Genomic DNA, 19,419 nt, shown 5'->3' on the forward strand with positions numbered 1-19,419 from the left:
CTCCCCAAACGCCCTCTCAGAGTCTGAAAGGTGCCGACTGACGCCACACCGGCCGCTCGCCGAGCTGTCCTAGGCCGACGGCCGTGCAAGCCTTGTCGGCACTCAGGAGGCGGCGGTCACGACGCACCTGCGCGGTCTCCACATAACGTGGGGCCTCCGCCCGTGCAGAAGCCCCACGTCACATCACCTCGTCCGGAACGGGTCAGAAGCGGCCGGGCATCCCCGGGATGCCCGGAGGCGGGGGAAGCGGCAGTTTGGTTGCGCTGCTGCGCTCACGTGCGGCCGCGGGTGCCTGGCAGGTCACGTCCTTCGCGGGGAGCTTGCCCGTGGTCAGGTACGCGGTGGCCGTCTTGTCGGCGCACGACTTGGAACCGTAGATGCCGTGTCCGGCGCCCCCGGCGACCGTGACCATCCTCGAGCCCTTCATGACCCGGTGCATGCCGAGGCCACTGGACAGAGGTGTCTGGGAGTCCCACTCGTTCTGCAGGGTGAGTACCCCGACCTTGTTGTCGATCGTGGTGGCGGGTTCGCTGCCGTTCTTCTTCCAGAACGCGCACGGCTTGATGTGGGACGCGAAGTCGCCGTACAAGGGGTACTTGGCCTTGTCCCGGATGGCGTCGCGGCGGTACTGCTCGGGGTCGCGCGGCCAGGCACGGGTGTCGGCACAGGCGACTGCCCAGAAGGCGGCGCTGGCGTTGTCCGAGGGCACGGCACGGCCGAATGACGGCGGTGCAGGTCGCTCGGGCGTCCCGGTGTCAGGGTTGGAGTCCGGGGCCCTGCCGTCGGCGGCCTTCTTCAGCTCGACGATTTCCTCGGCGGCATCGCGCACACTGAAGAACATGGCGCGCCCCGCGCGGATGTCGTCACCGCTGACCATGGCGCCCTTGAACTCGATCGGCTTCCGGTCGGCCCGGGCAACCAGACCCCAGAAGGTCTTACGGACCTTGTCCGGGGTGTTGCCCAGCTTGTAGGTCGCGTTCCGCTGGGCGGTCCACTCGCTCCACCTCGTGAACGCGGGCTCACTGCCTTCCGCCCAGACTTGTATCATCCCTCGCCAGATCCGTGCGGGGTCGATGGCACTGTCCAGGACGATCCGGTCGCTGCGCTTCGGGAACAACTGCGTGTAGACGGCTCCGAGATAGGTGCCGTACGAGTACCCGAGGTAGGAAATCTTCTTCTCGCCCAGCACGGCCCGGATCACGTCCATGTCACGGGCGGTGTTGCGGGTGGTGATGTGGCGCAGCTTGTCGCCCTGCTTGGCGTTGCACTTCTCGGCGACGGTCCGGGCCCACTTGACGTCCTTGGCGAACGTTGCGGCCTTGTAGGGACGCTGCCAGTTCTCCTCCTCGGCGGTCAGGCCGCAGCTGAGGGGGGAGCTCTGGCCGACACCCCGCGGATCGAAGCCGATGAGGTCGTACTTTCTCGTCACGGACTTGGGGAGCTCGGCCGACAGGACCTGTGGCATATCGAGGCCCTGGCCGCCCGGTCCCCCGGGATTGACCAGCAGAACACCGCGGCGTTCGGCAGAACTGCTCGCCTTGATCCGCGATATCGCGAGGTCGATCTTCTTGCCGCCGGGACGGCTGTAGTCCAACGGGACCTTGATGGTGGCGCACTGAAAGGAGGCAGGGGTTGCGCTGCTGCAGCGGTGCCACGCCGGTCTCTGCTCGAGGTGCTGCGGTAAGGGGTTCTCAGCGGCGGAGGCGGTCGCCGGCGTCAGTGTCGGAACCAGTGCCGCCGCGACGGCGCTCGCCGCCAGGACAGGGGCTATTCGTCTGCTTCGCACGTGGGGATGGCCCTTCGGATCGGTGCGTGTGGGACGCACTCACCCTTGCGCACAAGGAAGTTGGGGCGAATCCGTCAGCAGGGCACAGTGTGTCCGACTGTGGGTGGACGGACTGCCGGGGCATATGGTCCTGGAGTCCTACGCGGTGCGTCCGCGTCCGTCGTATCCAGTGTCCAGAAGGGCGAACTCCCGGCCGAGCGTGATCTCGCCGATGGGCCCGCCAGATCAGGGCGAGTCCCACGGCCCGTCGAGGGAGCACAGCAACAGGTCGCCGAGGGGCAGAGGACTTCTGCCGCTGCGGTCGTCAGGTCGGTCGCGGCGACGGGCTGTGCGGGCCGCAGGTCCACCGCATCGCGCAGTCGCGACGGCCGGCCACCGACTGGGACATCCGGGCGGCAGCAGCCGCTCCGACGGTGGAACTCCCGCGCTCGCTGACGCTGACGAACGCGCGCGACATGCTCCGACGAGATTCACGGCCTGAACTCTCCTGCACTTCTATGCCAGTTCAGCATGAAACAGCGCATGAGTGTATTGGACCGCATAGCCGCGCAGAGGTGAAGGTGGCCGGGTACAGATGACCACTCACCGGGATGGGCCGTGCGCTCTCTCCCCTATAGCCCTGCATACGGGGCGACTTGGAGGTTTGGATCATGCCGCACACCCGTGCCCGGCGCGCCGTTGTCGGTGCGCTTGCCACACTCGCCCTCGTTCCGCTGGCAGCCTGCGGCCAAGGCGGTGCCCCGGACTCGTCGTCTCCGTCCGACGTGCCGTCCTCGTCCGCCGCGAAGACGAGGACGGGTGCGGACGCGAAGCCGTTCGCCAGCGAATTCAAGAAGCTTGAGCGCAAGTACGACGCGCGCCTGGGTGTCTACGCCGTCGACACCGGCACCGGGCGCGAGGTGGCCTACAAAGACGGCGAGCGGTTCTCGTACAACTCCACGTTCAAGGCACTGGCCGCCGGTGCCGTACTGCGGAAGCACTCCCCGAGCGCGATGGACCGGGTGATCAAGTACTCCAAGGACGATCTGGTCGCCACCTCTCCCGTGAGCGAAAAGCACGTCGCGACCGGGATGAGCCTGAGCGAGCTGTGTGACGCCGCCGTCCGCTACAGCGACAACACCGCGGCCAACCTGCTCCTTGAGGACCTCGGCGGACCCAAGCGCCTCGAGGGCGTACTCAAGGGGATCGGTGACGACGTCACCCGGATGGAGCGCATCGAGCCGAAGTTGAGCCAGTGGACCCCGGGCGACACGCGGGACACGACCACGCCGCGGACGCTGGCCAAGGATCTGCGCGCGTTCGTCCTCGGGGACGTCCTCGACAAGGGCGATCGCAAGCAGCTCACGAAGTGGCTGCGGACCAACACCACCGGAGACGAGGTCATCAGGGCCGGGATGCCCAAGGGCTGGGTGGTCGGCGACAAGACCGGAGCCGGCACCTACTACGGCGCCCGCGACGACATCGCCGTGGTGTGGCCCCCCGGCCGCGCCCCCATCGCCGTGGCGATCATGTCGAACCGCTTCAAGAAGGACGCCGATTTCGACAACAAACTGATCGCGGAAGCGGCATCCGTGGTGGCGGACACGCTGTCGTAGCAGGAGGCCGGCTCATGCGCTGCAGGCGGGCGCCGCGGTGACCGAACGCCGAGCGGTCCGGGCGCGGCGGTCACCGTGTGTTCCGGGCTCGGGGAGAACCACCGCCCCAGACTGATCAGCACGACGAATCGGGCCTCGGGCAAGGAACGGCTCTCGACGTCCTGCAACTCACAACGAACTGCCGACTCATAACACGATGCCGGCCACGCCCGGAGAGGCCTGGCCGGCATCAGTGAACAGCCGGATGCGAGCAGGTTCACGCTACGGAAAATCCGCTGCGCGCCCGGGAAGCGGCAGTATCCAGGAATGGACACTCAGTGGAAACGGCCGTCCCGGGAACCAACTCGTCAACCCGTCAACCCGTCGACTCGTCGACTCGTCACAGGATTTCGATTTCGTTGACCTTCGGCGGACGGTTCGGGTAGGAGATCTCGTGCCACCGATCGACCTTCACCGAATCGCCATTGGCGTCGTAGTAGATTAAGTCGTTGTTCCCCGTGGAGATCTTGTCGACCCACCACCCGCCGAAGGAGATCTTCCCACGGTTCGCGTAGCAGTCCACGCTCTGCTTCCCGTCGCTGTGGGACCAGATCTTCAGGAAGTTTTCCCCACCGCGACAGGGGACCTCGTCGATGGCGAAAGCGTTGCCGGTCGGCACAGTCACAGTGAACGCGGCGGCCGCGGCGAACGCCACGGCCACGGAACGCGCAGCCTTCTTCGTTTTTGAGATCACAAGTGCTCCTTGCTTCGGATGTCGAACCACGAGCTCACTTCGCAACCACCGTGGGTGGCCTCGATGTGGTGCTCGGTTGACCCGAGACTGTGGGGTGATCCGTCCCAGCCGCAACGAAAGCCAGGCAGTTCGGGACGCCCGAACGATGAAATGGGCCTTGACCAGGACATACGTAGGCCTCCTGGAACACGGGAACGGGACACACCAGGCCACGACTTCTTTGCCCAGCGGGTATCTGACCACCAGTACGGCCCGTGTCCACCCGACCAGGCCGTGCGGCAGTACGGGTGGGGCGCCACCTGCACCGGGGCCAAAACACCTGCCACTCCCCCGTGCTCAAGCAATAGGACCTGCGCGTCGTATGCCGGACGCCCACCGCTGCAACCGCTACACCGACCGGGCGGCTCGGACTTCTGCATGGAAAAGGTGTCCAGGATTCCCACCGGCGGCGACTCCGGAGGTCCGGTGATGAACATCGCCCACGGGCCCCGAAACCCCTCCGCGACATCATTGACAGCTCCGACCGGCAGGAGATCGCCGAAGCCGGGGAAATCTCCCAGCAACTCGTCTGAATCCAGATAGAGCATCCTGCTTCGGCGAAGAGCGGCACAGCAAACGCAACACCGACGAACGGCCTCAACAAGCTCAAGCACGCCCGAGGCCGTCGCCACCCAATGCTGGAAAGGCGGCTACGCATTCCTCCGCATCGACCCCACCGCACCCGCCCTCGCCATCTGGCTTCGCACATGATCGGCCACGGAAGTTCTAGGGGGCGGAATCCCGGTCGCGGCGGACTGCTTATCCATCTATCCATCGGGTCGCGGTTCAGATCATTTCGGTTCGCGTTCTCACCAGCAATCAGGAGAGAGTGGGGTGGTACCGAACGACTCGAATGCAAGGGCAAGTTGTGCGCATCCGTACAACAGCCAAGAGAGCCGCAGCGGTCGCCTTATGCAGGTTCGGCGCACGAACGAGGACCGGCCCGGGTCGGCCACGCCGCTGACCTGGCCACGTGATCGCGGACAAGGCTTACAGCTCTCGCGGCTTCCGCGGCTACCTGCGGCGACACGGCTTCGCGCACACGATCCCCGAGAAGACCGACCAGGAGCGGCACCATCGCGGGCGCCGCGGCGGCCGGCTACCAGGCCTCAACCGGGAGGTCCAGCGCCGACGCAACCTCGCAATGTTGCTCCCAACCGCAGATTGCCTAAGGTTCCGGAATGAGTTGCCACACCGCGTACTTCCTTCGGGACGGAGACGGATCCTGCTGGACGGTGACAGAGAAGTGGGGAACATGGGATCTCGTCGGCGAGAGTGATCGTGATGCGTTGATCGAGTGGATTCGGCTCGCCGGCGTGCCGGGGAATGACGGCAGTGCGCGAGAAGCTCTGGACACAGGATATTTCTGCCGCGGTGTCGCGTTCGATCTCGTCACTCGTCGGCACCGCTTCTACGGTTGCGGCTTGTGGAGCCGTGGCGCCAATTACCACGAGGTCTTCGCGAAGCGGCGGGCGATGGCTCGGGGGTGGGCCGACTGGGACGTCGGGTATGCCTGGGGCGGGCACGAGGACTTCGTCGACATGCGCCCAGGGCTCGGGCCGGTCGAACCTGCCGCGACTTCAGCCGAGGGCAACGCGCCGTCGCCGGCCGCAGCTCGACTGACCTCGCGTGAGGGCTGGTTCGTCGACTGGGACCCTGCCCGGCTTCAGATATCGGTCCTGTACCACGAGACCAGCGCCGAGTGGTTCGCGCTCACGGACGCGATGGTGAGCATCATTGGCACCGATCGTGTGGTCCGGGACTTCCAGCTGCACGTCGACGACGTCATACCTTGGCTGGCTGAGCACGGCGAGCCGCTCACGACGGAGTTGCTTGCGCACGACCCCTATCCCCTACCAGAGGAGGGGGTAGCCGGATCCGGCGCGGTTATCGATCTCCTCTCACGCCGACTTCAGTATTGGACGGCGGAAGCCGTGACGTCGCAGCTCAGAGCGAAGCTGGCCGCCGCATGGCCGGGGTGGCGCATCGAGCGGCTGCCACTTGGGTTCATCGGCCATCTGGCGGGCACCGGCCGAAGCGACGCAGAGGTGATCAGCACCGACGCCGAGCTGCGTGATTCGGGGTGGGACGACGAGCTCATAGGCATTCGGAACGCGGAGCGCCGAGCGTTGCCGGCCGAGACCAGGAAACTGCGGTCTCCGTCTGTGCGCGTAGTCGAGGATGCCTGAGCAAGGGTGCCGCCTTGACCGATCCAGGCAGTTGTGGATCACACGGTCGTTGGCCGGGAGCAGCATTGCCGGTGGAGCTACGCCCCGGTCGCCTCCCGTGGCTCGGAGTGTCCGGCTTGTTGCCCCTGAAGCGCACGCCGGTGTCGTTGTCTCTTCAGGATGTCGCCTCTGGCCTGGTGGCCTCGGACCGCTTGCCGGGCCGTCACGTGCCCGCAGCGCAGGGCTTGTTGGCGAACACCCACCGGTTTCCCGCCAGTGCGTCGTTCTGCTCGGGCAGCGGGCCGCGTCCATGCCGGCGGGTGAAGTCGAAGGGGGTGTGGACCGATGTGGACCAGCCCTTGGCCGCCAGATTTCCTGCGGAGTCGGGCCGCGGCTCTCTGTCGAACAGGGTGAGCAGGTCAATGCCGATCTGGTGTTTCGTCGAGGTGTAGAGCGGGCTGTCGCGGTATGCCAGCAAGTCCTTCTCGAGCTTGACCTCGAACGCCAGGGCGCTTCCCTCCGTACTCAACCGGTCCACCGCGTCGATGAGGTACGTCTCGGCGGCGTTGGGCAGGTAGAACAGCAACCCCTCGGCCAGCCAGACGCTCGGTGCGGCCGTGTCGAAGCCGGCGTCGGTCAGTGCTCCGACCCAGTCGGCGCGCAGATCGATCGGGATCGGTACGCGCGCTGCCTTCGGGGTGGCCGACAGTCCGCCGAGCACCTTGTGCTTGAACGCCAGCACGCCTTCCCTGTCGATCTCGAAGATCACGCAGCCGGGAGGCCAATCGAGTCGGAACGCCCGCGAATCCAACCCCGCCCCGAGTAGGACGACTTGACGGGCGCCCGCGTGCATCGACCGGAGGAGAAAGTCGTCGAGGACCCTGGTCCGCAGGCCGAAGTAACGCGCGAATCGTCCCCACAGCGGATTCGCGTCCCCATCCGGTACCTGTTGCACGCGGACCGGCCAGCCCGCGCAGGCCGGTGTGGCGAGTACGAAGTGCTCTGCGTAGACGTCCCGGGCCAGGCTGTCATGGCGGTGGGTCTCGATCGCCCGTGCCGCGGCGACCAGGAGAGCGGTCAGGCCGACACCTCCTTCCACGTCTTCCACGCCGGTGTTCCGATGCGCTGTGCCGACCATGTGTCCTCCCTTGGCGCGGAATACGGATGATGGATCTGATGGTGGATCTGATGGTGGATCTGATGGTGGATCTGATGGTGGATCTGGTGGTGGATCTGCGGTGAGCGCACGCCGCTACAGCTCTGCGCGACCCGTTCCTCGGGGTGTACTCGATGGCGCACAGCCCTTCGGCCGCCCGGTTCAGGAATCCGGCCGGCTCGGCGTGGGGCAGTTCGCCACGTCGGCCGGCTACGGCGGTGCGGTGTCCATGGCCGGCCGCTGGCTGGCGGTCGATCGGAGTCGATCAGATAGGCAGTGGCGTGGCGTTGAACGCCTCGCTCACGGAGCCCTCCCCTCCGGAAGCAGGACGGGTTTGACCACGCGGCCCGCGTCGCAGTCGCGTTCGGCCTCGTTGATGTCGGCGAGCGGGTACGTACGGATCAGCTGGTCGAAGGGGAACCGCCCGGCCTGCCACAGCCCGGTCAGCCGCGGGATCAGCAGTCCCGGCACCGCGTCCCCCTCGCAGAGGTGGGAGATCCTCCGGCCGCGGTCCAGTGTCCCCGGCTCGAGCGGCAGCGCGGTGTGGAGCCGGGCCACCAGGCCGAGGTGGCCGGTCGGGCGCAGGGCCCGGAGCGCGTCGTTGATGAGCTGGGCAGAGCCGGTGGTGTCCAGCGCGTACTGTGCTCCGCCGTCGGTCAGTTGCTGAATGCGGTCGGGCAGGCCGGTGGATGCGGCGTTCAGTGGGATCGCGTGGAAGCGCTCCGCGAGGGCCAGCCGTTCGGGGTGCCGGTCGACGGCCACGGTCACCGCTCCGCCGGCGGTGCCGCCATCACCGCGGCCAGACCCACCGCACCCGCGCCGAAGACCGCGAGGGTGTCGCCGGGGCCGACGCCGAAGGAGTTGAAGACCGCTCCGGCGCCGGTGAGGAAGCCGCAGCCAAGTGGTCCGAGCAGTTCGATGGGCAGCGAGGGGTCGACCCGGACGACGTTGCGGGCCGGGACCATCGCGTACTCGGCGAACGAGGACTGGCCGAACCATCGGGGGGCCAGTGCGCCCCCGGCCACGTCGGTGAACCGCGTCGCGTTCTCCTTGCGTCCTCCGAAGAGGTTGAGCGAGGCGAAGGAGTCACAGTACGCGGGAGCCGCGCCCATACAGTTCCGGCAGTGTCCGCAGGAGTCGAAGCTCAGCACGACATGGTCGCCGACGCTCAGGCCGGTGCCCGGGCCGCCCGTCTCGACCACGATCCCGGACCCTTCGTGGCCGAGCACCGCCGGCAGCGGTGAGCGGCCCGCCGAACGCCGGACCGCGAGATCGGTCCGGCACATCCCGCAGCCCGCGATCTTGACCAGGATCTCGCCGTCGGCCGGCCCCGCGTTCAGGATCACCTCCTCGACGGCGAATCGGCTCTCGTACGAGCGCAGTACCGCTGCACCGAACCTCATCGTCACGCCTCCTGCGGACGGTGCACGACGAACGGACTGAGGTTCCCGTAGAGCCCCCACAGCCCGCCCGCGACGCCGACACCGCTCTGCTTGATGCCCGCGAAGGGCTGGGCGAGGGACAGTTCGGCGTGGTGGTTGATCCATGCCGTCCCGCACTCCAGCCGGCCGGCCACCGCCTCGGCCCGGTCGAGGTCGGTCCCCCAGACCGAGCCGCCCAGCCCGAAGCCGGTGTCGTTGGCCGCCTCGACGGCTTCGTCGAGGCTCCTGTACGGCAGCACCGGCAGGACAGGGCCGAACTGCTCCTGCGTCACCACCGGGCTGTCGGACGGGGCATCGGCCAGGATCGTCGGGGCGAAGAAGTAGCCCGGCCGGTCCAGGCGGTGGCCACCGGCCACGGCTCGGGCGCCGTCTGCCAGGGCCTGGGCCGTGTAGCGCTCGACCCGGGCCAGTTGGGGGGCGTTGTTGACCGGCCCCAGCTGTGAGCCCGGGTCGAGCCCGGCTCCGACGACGGCGGTCTTCGCGCGCTGCGCGAGGGCTTCGACCACCTGGGAGTAGAGCCGGGCCGGGGCGTAGACGCGCTTGACCGCCATGCAGACCTGCCCGCAGTTGCGGAACGCCGACCAGAACAGCCGGTCCGCGATCCTCTCCACCTCCACGTCCTCCAGCAGGATGGCGGCATCGTTACCGCCCAGCTCCAGGGTGACCCGGGCTAGCGACGCGGCCGCGCCCTCCGCGACAGCCTGCCCGGTGGGAATCGAACCGGTGAAGGTCACGTGGCGGATCCCTGGATGAGTCGCGAGGCGGGCGCCGAGGGGCTCACGACCGGTGACGATCGTCAGTACGTCCTCAGGGAGGGCGCTGGAGAGGACGGACCCCAGCAGCCGTGTGGCGAGGGGCGTGAACGGAGAGGGCTTGAGCACCATCGTGTTGCCCGCGGCGAGTGCGGGCGCGAACTTCGCCGACGCGAGCTGGAGGGGAAAGTTCCACGGAACGATCGCGGCGACGGGCCCGAGCGAACGCCAGCGGATCTCGCTGTGCACCGGCCGACCGTCTGTGATCGGCTGAGGGCGGGTGTCCAGGCCGGCGAAGTAGCGCAGGCGGGCCGCCGCGCGGGCAATCTCCGCATACGACTCAGCCAGGGGTTTGCCCTGTTCACGGGTGAGCAGCGGAGCGAGGTCGGCCCCGGCCCCCTCTACGGCGTCGGCCGCCGCGCGCAACGCGGTGGCGCGGGCGACGGGGTCGGCCCGCCAGCTGCGCCAGGCCTCACAGGCCCGGCCGACGACGGCGTCCAACACGTCCGGCTGCTGGTCGGGAGCCTCGTCGAAGGCCTCACCCGTGGACGGATCGAGGACGGCGAAGCGTTCGCCAAGGGTCCCGTGCGCGCGACGGGACTGACGCGTCGGCATGCCGGCGGTCAGCTCGCGGCGGCGACGGCGGCTGCGTATTCCCGGGCATGCCGGTCCATCTCCGCCCGGAAGGCGGCCACCAGCCGCGGCTGAATCCTTCCGGTGGTGCGGTCGCCCCCTTCGCAGACCGCCCCGCGCACCCCCACGATGTCCGTGCCGATGCGGGTCAGCGCGCCGAGGTCTCCCACCTTGACGCTGCCCGCGAGGGCGGCGAGCAGATCGGCCTCGTGGGCCCGCCGGACGAATTCCGCGCAGACGTCGGGCGGCACGTGGTCGAAAAGCCGTGTCCCGTCCTTGACCGCGGTGTCGAGCATGGCCGCGTCGGAGCCGGAGCGGCGGGCGATGTCGGGCAGCGCGAGCGGGTTGACGCAGCCGATCCGGTGGGCGTCGGCGTAGCCCGAGGCGACGACGAACGCGTCCGCCCGATAGTCCTTCACTGCCCGGACGACCCCTCGCATGACATCGATGGCCTGCTCGGGCGTCGTGCATCCGTAGAGGCCGACCTTGATGTACGTGGCTCCGGAGACAGCTGCACCGAGCGCCGCCTGGGCCACCGTGCCGGGCTTGTACGGTACGTCTCCCACCGTGGCGGACACCGGCTTGTCCGCCGGGACCGCGTCGCGGATCTCCCTGATGACCCACGGGAAGTTCGCGCCGAGCGACCCCTCATCGGGCTTCTTGACGTCGACGATGTCGAGGTGCTCCGCTGCCTTCGCGCAGTCGAGGGCCTCCTCGACACCGTCCGGTGAGATGAGAAGCAACAACGTGGATTCCTTCCACTGCATTGTCCACCTGCGCAAGGGCAGGTGTGCGGAGTCACGTCACCTGGATCACGTGCGGTCCGCTCATCATTGCTGCGGCCCGTGACCATCGGCAGGGCGCGCGGAGTCCGAAGGGGTCATTGTCATGACGGGTCCACGCGTCCACGCGCCCCAGCACGCCGTCCACGCCGGTTCGATCCAGCCGTGCGCAGATGCGCCCGTAGCCATGCAGTTCGGCGGAGCGCGAGATTCCGGCGAAGAGGGTACGGGTGGCGGTGGCGCGGGCAACCCTTGACCGTCGCCGTACCCGGAATTCCGCTCCCGTTGCTTCCCCGCGTTACTGAACGCGCCTTCGCCACAGCCCCACTTCGCGGTCCCAGTAGACCGTGACCGTACGGCCCTGCCGGTCCGGGGCCGAAAGAGCGTCCAGGTCAGCCAGTGTCAGCATGTGCAGTGCCTCGTCGGACAATTCACCGCCGCGCAGCTCCAACCGGGTCCCGGTTTGCGGGTCGTGGACGAGGTGCAGGGCCGGCCCTTGGCAAGGGTCGGCATCGTCGCTGCCCTCGCGGTGGAGCACCCGGTTGATCAATGCGCGCGACTTGGCGTAGGCGTCTCCGGCGGCCTGGGTCGCGACGGCCTGGAGGAACGGCAAGACGGCTGCCGTGATCACGGCGGTGGCCACGGCGTCGGGCAGTCCCCCTACACGGAACTCCAGCTCAGACTGCTCGGGCTCAGGGGCCGTACCGCTCTCTCCCTGGGCTCGGACCACCTCCTGGAGTTTGCGTCGGGCGAAGGAATCCCCGGCGTCCGCGTACGGACGGTAGACGGCCTCCGCCTCGGCATAACGCCCCTGCGCCGACAGGCATTCGCCGAGAAACGACCAGGCGGACTTGTCACCCAACTCCATGGCGAGGCGATACCACTGCACCGCGGCCGCCGGGTCGCGGTCCTCGTCCCAGAAGGCCAGCTGGCCGGCGGCCCGAGCGCTGCCCTCCTGCGCCAGCCCTGCTACCAGCTGCTCCGCCTCCGCCACTCGCCCTGAGGCCCACCCGCGCATCTCCACGGCCATCGCCACCAGCACATCGCGATCCTGGCTGACTCGGGCCTCGCGCCGCAGCCAGTGCTCGGCTTCCTCCTCGTAAGCGGAATCGGTGCGAGCAAGGCGGCTCGCCGACCAGGCCAGGGCCCTTACGGCCTCCCCATGACCGGCCTCGGCCAGCGGCACGAGCCACCGCTTCGCCTCTTCCCGGTTCCCCCGGTCGAGCAGCCCCTTGCCGAGCCGGAACCGCGCAAAGACATCTCCACGCTCCGCCGCCGCCCGCAGCAGATGCTGTTCCTCCGGGCTCAACTCCGATGTGGGCATCGCCATCCCCCGTTCTGCGTTCGCCCCAACACCGCGACGCCGACTGCCGGTTGGCTTCGACGTCGCGGCCGTCGCTCATCGCTCATCGCTCGATCGTAGTAGGCAGCGCGCCGCGGAAGCTTCGCGATCCCACGGCGGATGGTGTCCCTTAGCGGGACGTACGCAAGGACGTGTCCAGGATGGTCATGAGTTGTGCAGCACGGCTCTTGCCGGTCGGCGCGAGGGGGTACCGGTTGAGGACATCGATCAAGGCCGGTGTGGCGCGTTGTCGAGCCTGCTCGATCAGCTTGAGCCCGACGGCGGCATCACCGCCTGCGTTCAACTCCCCCACGCGCGCCGCGCTTGCAGCGGCCCGCAGGATGTGACCTACCTGGGTGGCTTTCGCAATCGGATGAAGGTAAGCCGCAGCGGCAGCGTCGCCGGCTGCGCGCGCGGCGAGCCGTTCGGCTTCGGTGGCCGCTTCCTTCGCCGCGCGGTGCGCGTCCAAGGAGGTGATGCGCTGGAGCTTGGTCCTTCTCGCGCCGTTCACGAACTCCCGCGCGGCATCGATGGCTGCACGAGGCCGAGGGTCGTTGGGTCTGGCGGCCTCGAACACGGGGAGGACTTCCTCAGCGCTCTCCACCACATAGCGCGCGACGGTGCGCAGCTCATCCATGGTCAGCTCGAAGTCCCCAGATTCGGTCGTCACGGGTCCGATTCTCCCACCGGTCAACCGCCTGAAGCCGCCGACGGTGCGTGGTAATGCCGGTCGCGCGGCCGGTGACTGCCCTGAGCGCGCCGGTTACGCTGCATCTGATGCTTCCGCTGGCCCCGACCAACCGGCTGTAGCACGTACGGAGTTGGCCGGCTGTGTGAGACATCCCTCTCCCGTCGTCGTGGCGCTGGTGGCCTGGGAGGTTGATCATGTAGTGATGACCTCCTCGCCCCGCCCGCCGCACGTTAGTGGCCGACCGGATCCGATAGACGGGACTACCGCGCTCGGTGGAGAGTCCGCTCCCGCCCGCGGGTACCTGCTGGACAACGCGCGCGCCGAGGCGGGTGAGCGATTCGTTTGGCTGGCCGAGCTGTTCGACGGTGTGACGCGCGGACACTTCGATCGACTGGGGGTCAGGGCTGGCTCGCGCTGCTGGGAAGTGGGGGCCGGTGGCCCCGGTATCCCGGAGGCGCTCGCGGCGGCCGTCGGTCCGACCGGGCACGTGCTGGCCACGGACATCGACCCGTCGTGGCTGAAGACGGGCGACGGGTACGAGGTGCGCCAGCACGACGTCGCCGCTGACCCGCCCCCGGAGCCGGGGACGTTCGATCTGGTGCACGCCCGGCTCGTGCTGGTCCATGTACCCGACCGGGCTCGGGCGTTGGCCACGATGGCGGCAGCGCTACGGCCCGGCGGCTGGCTGCTGATCGAGGACGCCGATACCGCTCTGCAGCCACTGGCATGCCTGGACGACAGCGGCCCCGAGCAGCGGCGGGCCAACCGGCTGCGTGACGCGGTCCGGGAGCTGCTGACGCGCCGCGGCGCGGACCTGCGCTACGGCCGGACCCTGCCGCGGGCATTGCGTGAGGCCGGCTTGGTAGATGTCGCCGCGGGGGGCGTTTTCCCGGTCGGCGGGCCGGCCTGCGACCGGCTGGAGGCGGCGACCATCCGGCACGTGCGCGGCGAACTGCTCGCGGCCGGCCTGGCCGACGACGCCGAGATCGACGCGCACCTGGCCGCCATCGACGCGGGCCAACTCGACCTGACACTCGCGCCGCTGATTTCGGCCTGGGGACGCCGTCCAGCCGAGCACCCGCCGGCACTCGGTTAGGTGCGGATCCAGGCGTTGTCCCACCTGCCCAAAGCGCTGTTCGTCGAGGGAGGCCAGGCAGCTCGCGCAGGTGCGCGCCGCGCGTCACCGGAGCTGCGGTCAACCCGCGATCCCGTCAAGCAATCTCCCAACGACAGAACGTCAACCAAGTCTTGAAAGCACACACCGACAGACAGGCACGGGCTTCGAAGATCACGGAGTTCTCGACGCCCCGTGATCCGAGTGGAAGAACGTGCCTGCCGACGCGTCATCCCCGATCCCGCCTGCTCTTGACCAACTCCGCAAGCAGCCCGAACCCCGCCCCGAGGAGATCCCGGGGCTGCTGGAGCGTCTGGCCGAAGTGCCCGCCCCGCGTGACCCGCGCGGAGTGCGCCACGCCCTGGCCCCTGTGCTCGCGCTGAGCGTGTCGGTGGACGGCAAGAGCCTGCGCGGCGCCGCCAAGGCAACCGTGCGCCGAAGCCCTGCCCCCGGTACCCGTCAGCGCCTCGGCAGGGATAAGAGGGGCGCAAGGCCACGGACGCGACGCCTTCCACCTCGATGACCTACGCGACCTTCTGGCCGGCGCCGCGCGGGTACGACGACGAGGAATTCGCCGCTACGTCCTCACCCATGACGCCATCATCGCCTTGCGAAACTGGGCCCATCGGTGAGCGGGCGACCTCGACGAGCGACTGGCCCGGGTGAAAGACGAGTACGAGGGCTGACCTACTCGACTTGGTCGCCGTGGCAGTCGGCGGGCCGGGGAGCGCACGGCGAAGCCCCGTCGAGGAGAAGGCGACGGGGCTCAAACCATCGCCTCTACAATGCTCTTTCAACGTTCCAAGACGAGTGAGAGGCCCGCCCTTGATGCCCCCGAAGTGCATAGCCTGCACATTTTCGGCGACCAAGAAGCACAATCCCTCCGACGAGTTCACCGTCGTGTACTTCCGCCCCACCGTCGATTACCCCGACAGCTGGACCGGGCACCCCGAAAACGCCGAATGGTTCTGCGCGGAACACCTACCCCTGGCCGAGGGCCTTACCGACCTCTCAGCCCTCGAAGCAGCCAAGCAGATCCGTGCCCAGCTGACCCAGGACAAGGCATAAACCAGCGCCTGCGCCCGACCCGCCCCACGCGGGAGGTGTCGATACCCTTGCGGGTCAGCTCCTGCACGATGTGCGACAGACCCACGTCGTGGCGCAGGCAATCAGGACCGAGGGTGGGATAGCGGGGATCGCCGAGCTCGCGCAGACCAGGGGCCATTGAACCTTCACCGGTTTCCGGGGGGGGAGGATGGATGAACCCCCGCTCGGCCTCCGCCAATCCCCTACGCCCGGGGCCCGCGTCATCACCGTCTCCGGCGGCGCCCACACCCTCGCGATCGTCGGCCTCGCCGACCCCAACTATGAGCGCCGCCTGTCCCAGCGCTGGCCTGCCTGTGCGGCGGCCGAAATCGGCCAACCTCCTCTTCGCCCACGAGCTCGCGGCACGCCCGGCCGGCGTCAGCTTCTCCGTGGTGGTCGCCTCCGCGCACCTCGTCTACGCTGCCACCGATCTCCAGCCGCCGCTGCCCGTATGGAACACCGCGCCGGCGCCGAACGCGTCATGCAACTCGGCAACCGCCTCTTCGCCCGGCCCGTCGGATCCGGCGCCCTCCCCACGCTCTGCGCCGCCGCCGATCGCCACATGACATCGGACGCGTTCATCCGCCCCGCAACGGCCTCCGCGGAGCCGCCGCCCCGTCATTCCGCGCCGTCCGGCCCCGCAACGACGGGACCTCCGCAAATCTGCGGACACTTTCCTGACGACTGACGGGGACACTCTACGATTATTCGTAGCAGATTTATTCGACACCTTAAGGGCGTCCGAATCCGCCCTGTCCGGCCCTTTGCAATCTTGACGGGAAACAGCAAGCCCCGGTAGCCATTTAGGTGAGAGGAAGAAATTCCGAGACCACGGGAGGCTTTACCCATGGCTGGTCCTTTTCGCCTCGCTCCACAGGAAGTGCAGGGACACATCCCTACCTGGGGCTTCGGCAGGCAGACCAAGGTGATCGTCGACTGCAAGGCCGATGGAAACTTCGAGATGACGGCCGGCGGGTCCGCGACCGAGGTCAACGCGCTCAGGCTGGGACGAAATGAGTTCGAACGCGCCTTCGGTGGCGTCGAATTAGCCGTCAAGAACCTGACGCTTGAGGACATCACCGTGACGACGGAATAGGCGGCGCGCGCCATGCCCTGGACGTTCGACAAGAGCCGGTTGGAAGTCGTCGGCCAGCTCACCAATTCCGAGCAGGCGACGTTCGACATATTCCAGAACGCGATCCAGAGCGAGGGACTCCACCCCGCCCAGGCAGCCGCGAGGGCCGGAGACACGAACTACAAGAGGCTGCTGGGCGATCAGTTCCAGATCCGCCTGAGCCAGAGCTCACGCGCCACATTCCTGGTCCTGGACGACGGAGGAGGCAACGGAAGGGTCGAGATGCTCCAACTCGCCGGCCATACGTAGCAGGTCTTGAGGACCGAGACGAGTGCGCCCCTGCCCGGAGTCGGGCAGGGGCGCACTCGTACCAGGTTCAGGGCGAGGCTGCGTACCGGTTGGCCGGTCGCCATGGTCTGCGCTGTGTTTCCCCTAGCTCGGGCGGTCCGGGCCCCGCCCAGCCCTCATGATGCGGTGGGCTGGTCCGCGGTGCTGCCCTCTTGGGCGTCGGCGGCGGCGATCCGGCGCGGCAGTTTCGCGGCGACGACGATCGTCACCAAGGACAGAACGGCGGCGACACCGAAGGCCAGCTTCATCCCGCTCAGCTCTGCGGGCGCGGCGGCGACGCCATCGTCGACCAGGTGACCGGCGCGCGCGGTCATCACGGTCACCACAAGCGCGGTCCCGAACGCCGCGGCGACCTGCTGCAGCGTCCCGAGCATCGAGCTGCCGTGCGAGTACAGGTGCGGAGGAAGCGCTCCCATACCAAGCGTGAAGACGGGGGTGAACGTCGCCGCCAGGCTCACCATCAGCAGCGCGTGCAGTCCCAGCACCTGCCAGTACGGCATCGTCATCGAGACCTGGGTGAATCCGCCGAGGGCGAGCACCATGCCGATCGAGCCGGGCAACACCAGCGGCCGGCTGCCGAACCGGTCGAAGAGCTTTCCCACGGTCGGCCCAAGCAGTCCCATGGCCAGACCGCCCGGCATGACCAGCAGGCCGGTCTCCAGCGGGCTGAGCCCGCGCATGTTCTGCAGGTACAGCGGCAGAAGGATCATCGAGCCGAGCATCGCCAGGAAACCGACGGATATGAGGGCCAAGGAGAGGCCGTAGGTGCGGTGTCCGAGAGTGCGCAGGTCCATCAGAGGCACGCCGCTGCGTTGCAGCTTGAGCTGGCGGATCACGAAAACGGCGATTGCCGCGACCCCGGCGATGACGATGCCGATGCCGAGCCCGACCCCGCCGTCGGTTTCGCCGAGGAGGCTCAGGCCGTACACCAGGCCGCCGAAGCCGAGCGCCGCCACGGAGACGCTGAGCCAGTCGATGGAGCTGACCTGCGGCTCGCTGATGTTGTCCACCTTGCGCAGCCCGAACAGGGTCACCAGAGCCGCGATCGGCAGGACGACCACGAACAGCATGCGCCAGGAGCCGACCTGCAGGATCAGCCCGGACACGGCAGGGCCGAGTGCGGGCGCCACCGAGATCGCCAGCGTGACGTTGCCCATCACCCGGCCGCGGTCCTGCTCGGGCACCACGATCATCAACGTGGTCATCAGCAGGGGCATCATCACGGCTGTGCCTGCGGCCTGCACGATCCGACCCAGCAGCAGCACCTCGAAGGAGGGCGCGACGGCTGACAGGGCGGTACCCGCGAGGAATACGCCCATCGCGATGGCATAAGCCTGGCGGGTGGTCACCCGCTGCAGGAACCAGCCGGTGACCGGAATTATGGCGGCCATGGTCAGCATGAACGCGGTGGATACCCACTGCGCCGACTGCTGGGTGACGTGCAACGACTCCATCAACCGCGGGATAGCGTTGATCAAGATCGTCTCGTTCAGGATCACCACGAACGTGGCCAGCACCAGCAGCCGCACCACGGTTGGTATGCGGCCCGCCTGCACGGCCGGTCGTTCTTGGATCACAGCTGACATGGCAGCACCTCGCTGGGGTTCCTGGTCGCAGTCGCCTCGCAGCCAAGGGCTGTCGGCACGAACGTGGGTGGTGATTGTGGGAAGAGACCGGCCCGCCTGGCGAAACTCATCGGTCGGCGTGAGTGTTTCGCATCATCGCGCCGATCTCACCCGAATTTTCGCTCACGAGTGCATCCGTCGGCGACGCCGTGGCCCGACGGCCGGCGCTTCATCGACGCCCATACGTCACGACCACTACAGGTACGTTCACCGGCATAGTGGTCCTTGCCGGGGCACATTCAGGCGGGTGCATGCCGCCGATTGCTTCCGCGGCCGTACGCCTCTGGCTCGGCTCATGACTCGCCGTACAGTCTCTAGTCGGCACGGCCTGTCGCCGCCACCGTTACGCCCAGGCCGATCATCGCGAAGCCGCCCGCCCCGCCGACCATCGACAGACGCCGGTCCGAGCGGGCGAACCAGGAACGGGCCGCCGAGGCGCCCAGGCCCCACAAGGTGTCCGTGATCAGACCGATGGCGACCGGGACCAGGCCCAACACCATCATCTGGAGGGGGACGTGGCCCGCCGAGTGGTCGACGAACTGCGGCAGCACCGCCGCGAAGAAGACGATGCCCTTGGGGTTGGTGACGCCCACGAAAATCCCGTCCAGGATCGTGCGTAGATCGCCACGCGGCTCACCCGCCGGGGCCTCCATGTTCGCCGCGCGCATCTCCTTGCGGTGCCGGAACGCCTGCACGCCCAGGTAGACGAGATACGCCGCTCCGGCCATCTTCACGCCCATGAACACTGCCGCCGAGCTTTCCACCAGCGCGCCGAGGCCCCACGCCACAGCGACCACCAGGGCGTATGAACCAACCAAGTTGCCGAGGACCGTCGCGAGGGCTGTGCGGCGGCCGTGCGCAAGGGCTCTGCCGATCACGAACAGCACACTCGGCCCCGGAATCACGATCACCAATAGCGACATCGCCGCGAACGCGAGAATGCTCTCCGTGGACACCATGTGGCCTTAACCTCCTGAACCGCGTTCCAGGGGCCAATACAAGCAGAGGGCGGACCGTCCGCTCCAGGCTCATCCACATGCCGATATCACCGG

Annotated in this window: 15 protein-coding genes and 1 pseudogene; 6 read left to right on the forward strand and 10 right to left on the reverse strand. The window is 68.1% G+C overall.

Going from position 1 to position 19,419, the window contains the following annotated elements:
- Positions 1-202 precede the first annotated feature (202 nt).
- Positions 203-1,786, reverse strand: a complete 1,584-nt coding sequence (locus NUT86_RS01125) for an alpha/beta hydrolase (protein ID WP_274732733.1) — start codon at positions 1,784-1,786, stop codon at positions 203-205.
- Positions 1,787-2,436: 650 nt separating this feature from the next.
- On the opposite strand from NUT86_RS01125, the gene bla reads away from it, so the two are divergent.
- On the forward strand, positions 2,437-3,381 hold the full coding sequence (bla, locus tag NUT86_RS01130) for a class A beta-lactamase (protein ID WP_274732735.1): 945 nt from the start codon (positions 2,437-2,439) through the stop codon (positions 3,379-3,381).
- Between the two features lie 379 nt (positions 3,382-3,760).
- Here bla and NUT86_RS01135 read toward each other — a convergent pair whose 3' ends face one another.
- Positions 3,761-4,114 (reverse strand): beta/gamma crystallin domain-containing protein, encoded by a 354-nt coding sequence (locus NUT86_RS01135; RefSeq protein WP_093635867.1) that lies wholly within the window; start codon positions 4,112-4,114, stop codon positions 3,761-3,763.
- A 1,274-nt stretch (positions 4,115-5,388) separates the two neighbouring features.
- Between NUT86_RS01135 and NUT86_RS01145 the strand changes: the two genes are divergently transcribed.
- Positions 5,389-6,342 carry a hypothetical protein gene (locus NUT86_RS01145; RefSeq protein ID WP_274732739.1) on the forward strand — a complete coding sequence of 318 codons (954 nt, stop codon included), beginning with the start codon at positions 5,389-5,391 and terminating at the stop codon, positions 6,340-6,342.
- 202 nt (positions 6,343-6,544) lie between these two features.
- Here NUT86_RS01145 and NUT86_RS01150 read toward each other — a convergent pair whose 3' ends face one another.
- The 6 genes and pseudogenes from NUT86_RS01150 to NUT86_RS01175 form a co-directional block, all read right to left on the reverse strand.
- Positions 6,545-7,459 (reverse strand): class I SAM-dependent methyltransferase, encoded by a 915-nt coding sequence (locus NUT86_RS01150; RefSeq protein ID WP_274732741.1) that lies wholly within the window; start codon positions 7,457-7,459, stop codon positions 6,545-6,547.
- Positions 7,460-7,777: 318 nt separating this feature from the next.
- Positions 7,778-8,880 (reverse strand): annotated as a pseudogene (locus tag NUT86_RS01155) (NAD(P)-dependent alcohol dehydrogenase).
- 2 nt (positions 8,881-8,882) lie between these two features.
- A complete protein-coding gene (locus NUT86_RS01160; protein ID WP_274732743.1) occupies positions 8,883-10,286 on the reverse strand; it encodes an aldehyde dehydrogenase family protein in 1,404 nt (467 codons plus the stop codon).
- 8 nt (positions 10,287-10,294) lie between these two features.
- Positions 10,295-11,050, reverse strand: a complete 756-nt coding sequence (locus NUT86_RS01165; protein WP_148588069.1) for a (5-formylfuran-3-yl)methyl phosphate synthase — start codon at positions 11,048-11,050, stop codon at positions 10,295-10,297.
- Between the two features lie 334 nt (positions 11,051-11,384).
- Positions 11,385-12,416 carry a hypothetical protein gene (locus NUT86_RS01170; RefSeq protein ID WP_274732746.1) on the reverse strand — a complete coding sequence of 344 codons (1,032 nt, stop codon included), beginning with the start codon at positions 12,414-12,416 and terminating at the stop codon, positions 11,385-11,387.
- A 142-nt stretch (positions 12,417-12,558) separates the two neighbouring features.
- Positions 12,559-13,098, reverse strand: coding sequence for a putative immunity protein (locus tag NUT86_RS01175; protein WP_266437821.1), 540 nt, complete (start codon positions 13,096-13,098; stop codon positions 12,559-12,561).
- A gap of 223 nt (positions 13,099-13,321) precedes the next feature.
- Between NUT86_RS01175 and NUT86_RS01180 the strand changes: the two genes are divergently transcribed.
- From NUT86_RS01180 to NUT86_RS01195, 4 genes are all read left to right on the forward strand, one after another.
- Positions 13,322-14,215 (forward strand): methyltransferase domain-containing protein, encoded by an 894-nt coding sequence (locus NUT86_RS01180; RefSeq protein ID WP_266437818.1) that lies wholly within the window; start codon positions 13,322-13,324, stop codon positions 14,213-14,215.
- A gap of 846 nt (positions 14,216-15,061) precedes the next feature.
- Positions 15,062-15,301 (forward strand): hypothetical protein, encoded by a 240-nt coding sequence (locus tag NUT86_RS01185; RefSeq protein WP_148588066.1) that lies wholly within the window; start codon positions 15,062-15,064, stop codon positions 15,299-15,301.
- Between the two features lie 865 nt (positions 15,302-16,166).
- Entirely contained in the window at positions 16,167-16,415 is a 249-nt protein-coding gene (locus NUT86_RS01190) for a hypothetical protein (RefSeq protein ID WP_127148888.1), read from the forward strand.
- A gap of 12 nt (positions 16,416-16,427) precedes the next feature.
- Complete coding sequence (locus NUT86_RS01195) at positions 16,428-16,703, forward strand: hypothetical protein (protein ID WP_093635886.1); 276 nt, start codon at positions 16,428-16,430, stop codon at positions 16,701-16,703.
- Between the two features lie 155 nt (positions 16,704-16,858).
- Here NUT86_RS01195 and NUT86_RS01200 read toward each other — a convergent pair whose 3' ends face one another.
- Entirely contained in the window at positions 16,859-18,274 is a 1,416-nt protein-coding gene (locus NUT86_RS01200; protein ID WP_244967550.1) for an MDR family MFS transporter, read from the reverse strand.
- A gap of 407 nt (positions 18,275-18,681) precedes the next feature.
- Positions 18,682-19,326 (reverse strand): LysE family translocator, encoded by a 645-nt coding sequence (locus tag NUT86_RS01205; protein ID WP_159491974.1) that lies wholly within the window; start codon positions 19,324-19,326, stop codon positions 18,682-18,684.
- Positions 19,327-19,419 lie beyond the last annotated feature (93 nt).

Source organism: Streptomyces sp. G7(2002) (genome assembly GCF_028870195.1).
GTDB classification, from domain to species: Bacteria; Actinomycetota; Actinomycetes; order Streptomycetales; family Streptomycetaceae; genus Streptomyces; species Streptomyces nigrescens.